At 73.5% G+C, this 8558-nt stretch carries 6 protein-coding genes and 1 pseudogene; all 7 read right to left on the bottom strand.

What is annotated here, in order from left to right; all coding sequences use genetic code 11:
• Window positions 1-447 (bottom strand): annotated as a pseudogene (locus NBX02_RS05660) (hypothetical protein); the annotation flags it as partial.
• Window positions 428-2407 (bottom strand): terpene cyclase/mutase family protein, encoded by a 1980-nt coding sequence (locus tag NBX02_RS05655; RefSeq protein ID WP_250286109.1) that lies wholly within the window; start codon window positions 2405-2407, stop codon window positions 428-430. The pseudogene NBX02_RS05660 and the gene NBX02_RS05655, both read right to left, overlap by 20 nt.
• 60 nt (window positions 2408-2467) lie before the next feature.
• Entirely contained in the window at window positions 2468-3484 is a 1017-nt protein-coding gene (locus NBX02_RS05650; RefSeq protein WP_250290297.1) for a polyprenyl synthetase family protein, read from the bottom strand.
• The gene (hpnE, locus tag NBX02_RS05645) at window positions 3481-5364 is read right to left on the bottom strand and encodes a hydroxysqualene dehydroxylase HpnE (protein ID WP_445548280.1); all 1884 of its coding nucleotides are present in this window, start codon (window positions 5362-5364) and stop codon (window positions 3481-3483) included. The genes NBX02_RS05650 and hpnE overlap by 4 nt, the downstream gene beginning before the upstream one ends.
• 131 nt (window positions 5365-5495) lie before the next feature.
• The gene (hpnD, locus tag NBX02_RS05640; protein WP_250286107.1) at window positions 5496-6401 is read right to left on the bottom strand and encodes a presqualene diphosphate synthase HpnD; all 906 of its coding nucleotides are present in this window, start codon (window positions 6399-6401) and stop codon (window positions 5496-5498) included.
• On the bottom strand, window positions 6398-7438 hold the full coding sequence (gene hpnC / locus NBX02_RS05635) for a squalene synthase HpnC (protein WP_250286106.1): 1041 nt from the start codon (window positions 7436-7438) through the stop codon (window positions 6398-6400). The genes hpnD and hpnC overlap by 4 nt, the downstream gene beginning before the upstream one ends.
• Before the next feature lie 557 nt (window positions 7439-7995).
• Window positions 7996-8558: SDR family NAD(P)-dependent oxidoreductase (locus tag NBX02_RS05630; protein WP_250290295.1), on the bottom strand; the 563-nt coding region annotated here is incomplete at its 5' end.

Here is an 8558-nt window from a genome sequence, read left to right as displayed (position 1 = left end):
CGCCGCGGGAGGGACGGACGGCCCGGCGCGGGCGCACCGAGCGTCCCGGCCCCGGCCCGCCCGGCCGGGAGGCCTCCGGATGCCGGTACCGCCGGGGCCTGCGCCGGCATGTCTGCCGCCACCACCGACGACGTCGCCACCGACGGTGTCACTACCAAAGGCAGCGATTTCCGTACGGAAGGCGCGGCCGGTGCCGCCGGCGGACCTGACGCCGCCGTCGGTACGGCTGCCGGCGGGTGTGCCGGTGAGGCTGGCGCGGGCACATGTGCCGGCCCGGACGGTGCTGGTACCGCCGGCCCGGACGGTGCTGGTACCGCCGGCGCCGTGGGTGCCGGTACCGGTGTGGCCGGTCCCGCGGATGCCCGCGTCGGCGCCGTGGGGGCTTCGGCGGGAACCGGCGTCCTGGATGTCTCCGGTGCCGAGAAGGTCATGACGCGGACCTGCCACTCAGGTACCGGCCGAGCGCGGTCAGTGGGAAGACCAGCCGATACAGATGGTAGTTGATCGAAAAGTCACCGGGGAAGCCGGTGCCGGTGTAGTACGGCTCGTCCCATGTCCCGTCCGGACGCTGCGTGTCGACCAGCCAGCGCACCCCGCGCTCGACGGCCGGGGACGCCGGGTCGGCGGCGAGCAGCGCCAGCAGCGCCCACGCCGTCTGCGACGCGGTCGCCTCGCCCTGGCCGATCCACGCGTCGTCGGTGTAGGAGCGCAGGTCCTCGCCCCACGCGCCGTCGGGTCTCTGGTGCTCGACCAGCCAGCGGACCGCCCGGACGACCGACGGATGGTCGGCCGGGACGCCGGCGACGATCAGGGCCGGGACGACCGCGCCGGTGCCGTAGATGTGGTTGACCCCCCAACGGCCGAACCACGACCCGCCCGGCTCCTGGTTGTCCAGCAGCCACTGGACCGCACGTTCGGTGACCGGGCTGTCGGCCTGGCCGACCTCGGCGAGCATCTCCACGATATGCGCGGTGACGTCGGCGGACGGCGGGTCGATCACCTCACCGAAGTCGCAGAAGGGCAGCTTCGTGGGGAGCGTCCGGGTGTTGTCCGCGTCGAAGGCCCCCCACGCCCCACCCGCGGAGCGCATCCCGATGGTCCAGTCGACCCCGCGGCGCCCCGCGGCCCGCAGCCGGTCCGCGAGCTCGGGCTCGGCCGCCTCGAACCCGCTCGGAGCGTGCGGCGGGCCGGCCGCGTCCCGCCCATGCCCCGGGTCGAGGATGCGCTGGATGGCGAGCACCACCTCGGCGGTGTCGTCGACGTCCGGGTACAGGTCGTTGTCGAACTCGAAGGCCCACCCGCCGGGCGCCAGCGCCGGGCGTTTCACCGCCCAGTCACCGGCCACGGTGACCTCCTCGTCCGCGAGCCACCGGGCGGCGCGCACCATGGCCGGGTGGTCGGCGGCCAGACCGGCGTCACGCAGGGCGACGACGGCGAGCGCGGTGTCCCACACCGGGGACTGGCAGGCCTCCAGCCGGCGGACCATCCCGGCAGGCGTCCGCTCGCGGATGGTGAAGCGCTCCAGCCCCCGCAGGCCGGCCACGATCACCGGATGATTCATGGGGTAGCCCAGCAGGGTCAACGCCATGATCGAATACACCCAGGGCGGCTGGATACCGCCCCAGCAGCCGTCGGCCTCCTGGCGGGCGACTATCCATTCGGCGGCCCGGCGCATCGCATGCCGGCGGATCAGCTTCAGCGGGCGGCGCTCGTAGCGGTGCAGCAGCCGGTCCAGGCGCTCGAACGCACCCGGCCAGGACCGCAGCGGCGCCAGCGGCTTCGGGGGAAGGCCGACCCTGAGCTCGTCGATCCTGAAGCCGAGGGAGCGTTTCGGCCGCAACGTCCCGACGATCGTCAGCGGCACGACCGACTGCCGGGCCCAGCAGGCGAAGTCGTACGGGTTGAGCGGGAACCACGACGGCAGCAGCACCAGCTCGGGCGGCATCACCGGCAGGTCGTCCCAGGACCATTCGCCGAACAGCGCCATCCAGATCCGGGTGAAGACCCGGGTGCGGGCGATGCCGCCGTTCGCCCGGACGAACTCGGCCGCGGCCTGCATGTGCGGCGCGTCCGGGCTGTCGCCGGCCAGGCGCAGCGCCACGTACGCCTCGAAGGTGGTGTTCAGGTCGGGCGGGCCACCGTAGAAGGTCGCCCAGGTGCCGCTCGCGCTCTGCTGCGAGCGGATCCAGCGGGCGGTCTCCTCGGCCTCCTGCGGGGTGAGGATGCCGAGGAACCGCCGGAGCATGAGGTCCTCGGCATCCATGGTGACGTTGGTCTCAAGCTCGCCCTTCCACCAGCCCTGGTCGGACTGCAGCCCCAGCAGGTGGTCACGGGCCCGGACGGCGGCTGCCGCCACCGTGTCGGAAAAGGTTTCGCGGGAGACTTCGTAGTCGGTGGTCGAACTCATCGGCAGCTCCCGTCCACATGTGGATCCAGGTGCGGTACGAACAGCGGTGTCACGGCTTCGTCACCGGTCCCGCTCGGTGACGAAGCGGGCCAGGGCAAACAGTTCCGTCTCCACCAGCGGCGGCAGGGACAGCGACGCGAGCAGCTTGGCGCACGCGTCCAGCTGGCGGTCGGCCTCGGCCGTGGTCCACTCCCGCCCGCCGGCGCGTTCCACCAGCCCCGCGATGTGGTGCAGCTCGCTTTCGGACGCCTCCCCCGAGGACTCCAGGAAGGCACGCAGCTCGTCGGCGTCGGTGCCACCGGCCTCCAGCGCCACCACGACCGGGACGGACTTCTTGCGCGAGCGCAGGTCCGACAGCACGGGCTTGCCGGTCACCGCCGGGTCGCCCCAGATGCCGAGCAGGTCGTCCACGAGCTGGAAGGCCGTCCCCAGCCGGGAGCCGAACTCGGCGAGGCCGTCGACGAGCTCCGCCCGCCCGCCCGCGAGCACCGCGCCGATCGCGGCCGAGCAGGACAGCAGCGCGCCGGTCTTGCCGTCCTCCATCGTCAGGGTGTCGGCGACGGTGACGTCGTTGCGGGTCTCGAAGTACAGGTCCTCGGCCTGGCCGCGGACAAGGTCCTGGACACCCGCGCCGAGCATGATCGCAGCGCGGCGGCCCGGCTCCCCCTCGACCTCCAGCAGCACCTGGGTCGCCAGCCCCAGCAGGGCGTCACCGGCGAGGATCGCGCCGTCCGCGCCGAAGACGGTCCAGGCGGTGGGCCGGTGGCGGCGCTCGGTGTCGCCGTCCATGAGGTCGTCGTGCAGCAGGGAGAAGTCGTGGACGAGTTCGACCGCGACCGCGCCGGGCAGCCCGGTCTCGGCCGCGGCGCCGGCCGCCTCCGCGGACAGCAGTGCCAGTGCCGGGCGTACCAGCTTTCCGCCGCCGCCCGGCAGCGGCGTGCCCTCCGCGTCGGTCCAGCCGCGGTGGTAGGCGACCACCCGGCGCAGCCGGGGATGGAGCCGGTCGACAGCGGCGCGTAGCGCCGGCACTGCCAGAGTCCGGCCCCGCTCGATCGCTTCGGGAACCAACGTGGTCATGCCGGGAATCCCCCTGTCGGTGACGCTGTCGATATCGATGTCGCGTTCGGAGTCGCGCCTGGAGCCGCGGTCGAGGCCGCCGCGGATGTCGGCGCCGACGTCGGCGTGGGTAGCGGAGCCTGCTCGGTGGGCAGAGCCTGCTCGGTGGGCAGAGCCTGCTCGGTGGGCAGAGCCTGCTCGCTGGGCAGGGCCGGCGGTGCCGACGAGCTGGGCGGCACCGGCGAGGCGGGCGGAGCCGGCGAAGCGGGCGAACTGGGCGGAGTCGGTGGGGTCGACGGTGGACTCGGCTGTGGGGATGCCGCCGGCAGCGGCGGGGCGCTCGGTGCGCCCGTCGGCCTGGGAGCCGATGATCCCGGTGGGCTAGAAGACGACGGTCTCTCGCCAGGGACCTTGGTCTCCGGCGTCCGGGACGATTGTGATGTTTTACACGGGCTGACCGGCGACGACCCGCATCCTCCCAGCTGTGCAGGAGCACCACCGGATGTCACGACCACGGGCAGCAACCGGCGGGCCGGGCCGGGTGACGGTGGCCTGGGGCGCCAGCCGCCGAGCGCCACCTTCGCCGCGGCCAGCCCGCTGCGCACCGCGCCCTCCATGGTCGCGGGCCAGTCCGTATCGGTCCACGCGCCGGCCAGCGCGAGGCCGGGCAGTCCGGTGGCCGGGCCGGGGCGCAGCGCCCGGGTACCGGGGGCCTGCCGGAACGTCGCGGTGCGTTCCCGGGTGACGAACACCTCGACCGCCTCGGCGTCCCGCGCGGCGGGCAGTAGCCGACGCATCTCCTCGACGAAGATGTCACGGATCTCACCGGCGGGCCGGTCGATCCAGTCGTCCGCGGCCGACAGGGAGATCGCCAGGTACTGCGCGCCCGCGCGCTCGGGGTGATCGGCCACCGACTCGGCGATCCCGCTGGAGGCCGTCCGGTCGAAGACCCACTGGACGGGGGAGCCCACCACGGCCAGGAAGGGCCCCGCCAGCACCGGCCGGTCGTAGATCATATGGACGTTGACGATCGGTGACGAGCCGAGGTCGACGAACCGTTCCGGATCCGCCACCGCGCCCTCGGGCAGCAGGGCGGCCGCCGCCGGCGGTGGCACGGCGAGCACCACCGAGTCGGCGTCGAGCGTGCCGCTGTCGGTGACCACCCGCCACCCGGTGGCTGTCCGGTCGATCGTACGGACCTTCACGCCGGTCCGCACGTCCGCGCCGACGTCGGCGAGCTCCGAGGCCGCCGCCTCCCCGTGCAGCCGCTGGAGGGGCACCTCCGCCCAGCCGATGTCCCCGGCGTCGGCCCGCTCCAGCAGGCCGGTGCGCACGACCTTGGCGGCGAGCCCGAGGGAGGCCGCGTCCGCGGGGGCGTTGAGGGTGGCGACGGTCAGCAGCTCCCACAGCGCCTCGATCGTGGCCGGTGACTGGCCCCGGCGGGCCAGCCAGCTGCCGAACGAGACACCGTCCACCTCGGGCCGGCTCGGGTCGAGCCGGCCCAGCCGGTAGGCGGCGAGCGCGGCCCGCAGCCGCTGGCCGAGCGGGAACGCGCGGTATCCCAGCAGCGCCGGGGTCAGGTGCAGCGGCGCCGGCCAGGGGATGCGGGTACGCCGCAGCCGGGCGTTCGTACCGGAGCCGGCGAGCAGCACCGGGACGTCCAGCCGCGGCTGGAGGGTGGTCAGGTGCTCGACGCCGAGCCGGCGGAGGAACCCACGGTAGGCGGTGCAGCAGCGCATGAAGACGTGCTGGCCGGTGTCGACCCACAGCCCGTCCCTGGCGAACGAGGCGGTGGCGCCGCCCAGCCGCGGCCGCGCCTCCAGCACGGTCACGTCCGCGCCGATGTCCGCGGCGGTCAGCGCGGCCGACAGGCCGGCGAGCCCGCCACCGACGACGACCATCCGGTGGCCGCCCGGCGCCGGCGGCGGCCCGACGGCAAGCGTCACGGCAGGCTGTGCCGCGGCGGGTGATGCCGTGACAGCCCGCGTCCGCTGTGACGGTGCCGCGTCCGACGGCGTCCCGGTGCCCACGCTCATGCGGCCGACACCTCCGGGCGCCCGGCCAGGCTGCGCGCGGCCACCACCGCCTTCTCCCAGCCCGGCAGCGACAGCCGTTGCTGCAGGACGGGGGTGGGGTCGGTCCTGATCCGGCGGTTGAGCCGCAGGTAGATCCCGGCCATCGCCCCGCAGCAGGCGGCGCTGCGCCGGTCGAGCATGGTCAGCAGTTTCAGACCGCGCCCGTACCATTCGTCGGCCCGCTGCGCGCACTCCCGGAGGTAATCGACGAGTGCGTCCTCGGGACCGCCGAGCCGGCCGTCCGGGCCGAGGGCAAGGGTGATCCCGGCCTTTTCCAGTTCGGCCCGGGGCAGATAGATCCGGCCGGTAATCAGGTCCTCCCGGACGTCTCGGAGAATGTTGGTCTGTTGCAGGGCGATCCCGAGCTCGTCGGCGACCGTGGCGGCTCCCGCGTCCGCGCGCGCCGCCTGCGTGCCGAAGATCCCCAGTGACAGGCGCCCGATCGTGCCGGCCACCCGTCGGCAGTACTCGACAAGGTCGTCGAAGGACTCGTAGGTGACCCCACGCAGATCCATCTCGACACCGTCGATCAGTTCGCAGAAGGCGTCCAGCGGGATGGGGAACCGCCGGCAGGCGTCATCCAGAGCTATCAGAACCGGGTCGGAGCCGGCCGCGCCGAGCCCTGTGATGTCCGCCCGGGCCACGGCCAGGCGGGTGGCCTTCTCCTCGAGGGGCAGGTCGCCATCGCCGATGTCGTCGAGCCGGCGGGCGAAGGCGTACACCGCGGACAGCGCCGCCCGTTTGTCGACCGGCAGCAGCCGGATGCCGTAGGCGAAGTTGCGCGCGGCCTCGCGGGTCAACGCCTCACAGGACGCGTACGCTTCCTCTACCGTCGGCGACCGGAAACGACCGTCGTAGATCATTCGCCACCTCCACCCGCGGCGGGCCTGTTGATGATCCCGCCGCCGGTGACCAGCGGCGGCAGCGCGACACGCGCCGAGCGGGCCGCCCGCCTGGCGGACGGGGTGAGCGAGGCCAGCGCCACCGTCAGGGCGTAGCGGGCGATCCGCGGCTTCGGCGCGGTCGGGGCGCCGCCGAGGACGTCGCACCCGGCCCGCTCGACCGCGTCCAGCGCCGCGCGGCCACCGCCGACGAACCCGGCCAGGACCAGCCGCAGCCGGCCCTCGACGAGGCCCACCAGCGGTGTGCCCTCGTCGAGGATCCGGCGGGCGCGCAGCACCTGGAAGGCGATCAGCTCCCGTACCGCCGGGCCGGCGCTGGGGTGCGCGAGGTCCCGCTCACGTACCCCGAAGCTGTCGAGGTCCTCCCGGGGCAGGTAGATCCGGCCGGCGGCATAGTCCTCGGCCACGTCCTGTACATGCTCGACGATCTGCAGCGCCGTGCAGACCCGGTTCGACAGCTCGACCCGGTCAGGGGTGCTGACGCCGAAGACACCGAGCACCATGTGCCCCACCGGGTCGGCGGACAGGGTGCAGTAACGCAGCAGGTCGTCGAAGGTGTCGTAGCGGGTGACCAGCTGGTCCTGCCGGTTGGCCGCGACGAGCCGGCGGAACGGCTCCGGCGCCAGGCCGCATTCCCGGACGGTCGGCGCCAGCGCCTGGATGACCGGGAGTGTCGGCGTCCCGCCCCAGATCTTCTCAAGATCGTCTTCCAGCGCGTCGAGCAGCGCGAGCCGGTCGCCGGCCGCCTCGTCACCGATGTCGTCGACGAGACGGGCGAATCCGTAGATCGCGAACAGGTGCTGCCGCTGCCGGGCCGGCAGGATCAGCGGAGACACCGGGAAGTTCTCGGCGGAAGCCGCCCGCAGCACATCCTGGGGTGAGGACGTGAGGGCGTTCCCGGGCAGCGGCGCAGCAGGAGCTCCCACCCGCCCGGTTCCCGCCCGCCCGCCCGTCGGCCCGCCTGGCGGCGAGCCGACCTTTGCGTCACTTGTGGTCATGCGCCTCCCCCTCGTCAGCGGTTGGGCCTGACACGCGCCGCGGGAACGGTCCGGCGGCGCGCCTGAGCAGGTCTGCTCTGCAAATTCCTGAGCCTCCGGCCGCACGGAGCAGTAATGATCATGCAGCCTTCACCCTCACGGTTCCCCCTGGTGCCCCGGAGGCTGTGCGGGCCTCCGGCGACGCGCGACAGGCACGGCGCCGCCTTCGGCCCTCCGGCGGCCCGGGGGCCCGGGGGCCTTCCGGGCCGGCTCCCGGGACCCCGGGCTCGAAAAACCATGGCCGCACCGCATCCGGCCGGCCATCCGATATGCGGCACGCCCTTTTTCGGCGTGTGCCCCACATGATTCCCCGATCCAACCGATATGACCCCGTTACCGCCTGTCCGGGTACTGTGCGGACCCTCACATCCATGAGGGACACCGCCATGCCGCGGGACGTGCCATGGGAGTCCTCCCCTACCGCCGGCCACGCCGCGGCCGGGCACGGCGTCCGTCTCCTCCGTCGCGCGATGCATCACCCGCGGTCCGGGCCGGCCTCCCCGTCGTCCCGAGCGCTTCTAGCCGAAGACTCCCGCCAGCCGCCGGTAGAGCGCTGGCGCCGTCCCGTGGACACGGGCGGCAAGCGACAACCAGCGCGGCACCCAGATCTCGGCCTGGCCCCGCCCGGTCGCGAGCAGCATGCGCTCGGCGACAAGGCGAGCCGGTTGCAGGCGTGGCCACCTGCGTACGTAGGGCGCTCCACGACGACGGAAGAAGGCCGTGTCGACGACCCCCGGGAAACACAGGGTGACCGTTACGCCACGGCCGGAGACCTCAGAGCGCAGCGCATTGGCGAACCCGACCAGCGCGGCCTTGGTTGCCGAATAGGCGACCTCACCACGCACCCCCAACGCTCCGGCGACGCTGCCGACCAACAGGATGCGCCCGTGCCCACGGTCGAGCATGGCCGGGAGCACCGCGCGGACGAGCGCCATCGGCGAGAGCACATTGACCGCCACAAGCTCGGCAAGGGCCTCATGGGAAAGCTGGTCGAACGGGCCGGCCGAGCCGAGGCCGGCCGCGCACACCAGCAGATCGAGATCACCGAGGAGGTCCTCGCTGCGGGAGGCCACGGTGGCCT

The organism is Protofrankia sp. CiP1_Cm_nod1 (assembly GCF_920888515.1).
Classification (GTDB): domain Bacteria; phylum Actinomycetota; class Actinomycetes; order Frankiales; family Frankiaceae; genus Protofrankia.
This window is presented reverse-complemented; position numbering and strand designations above follow the sequence as displayed.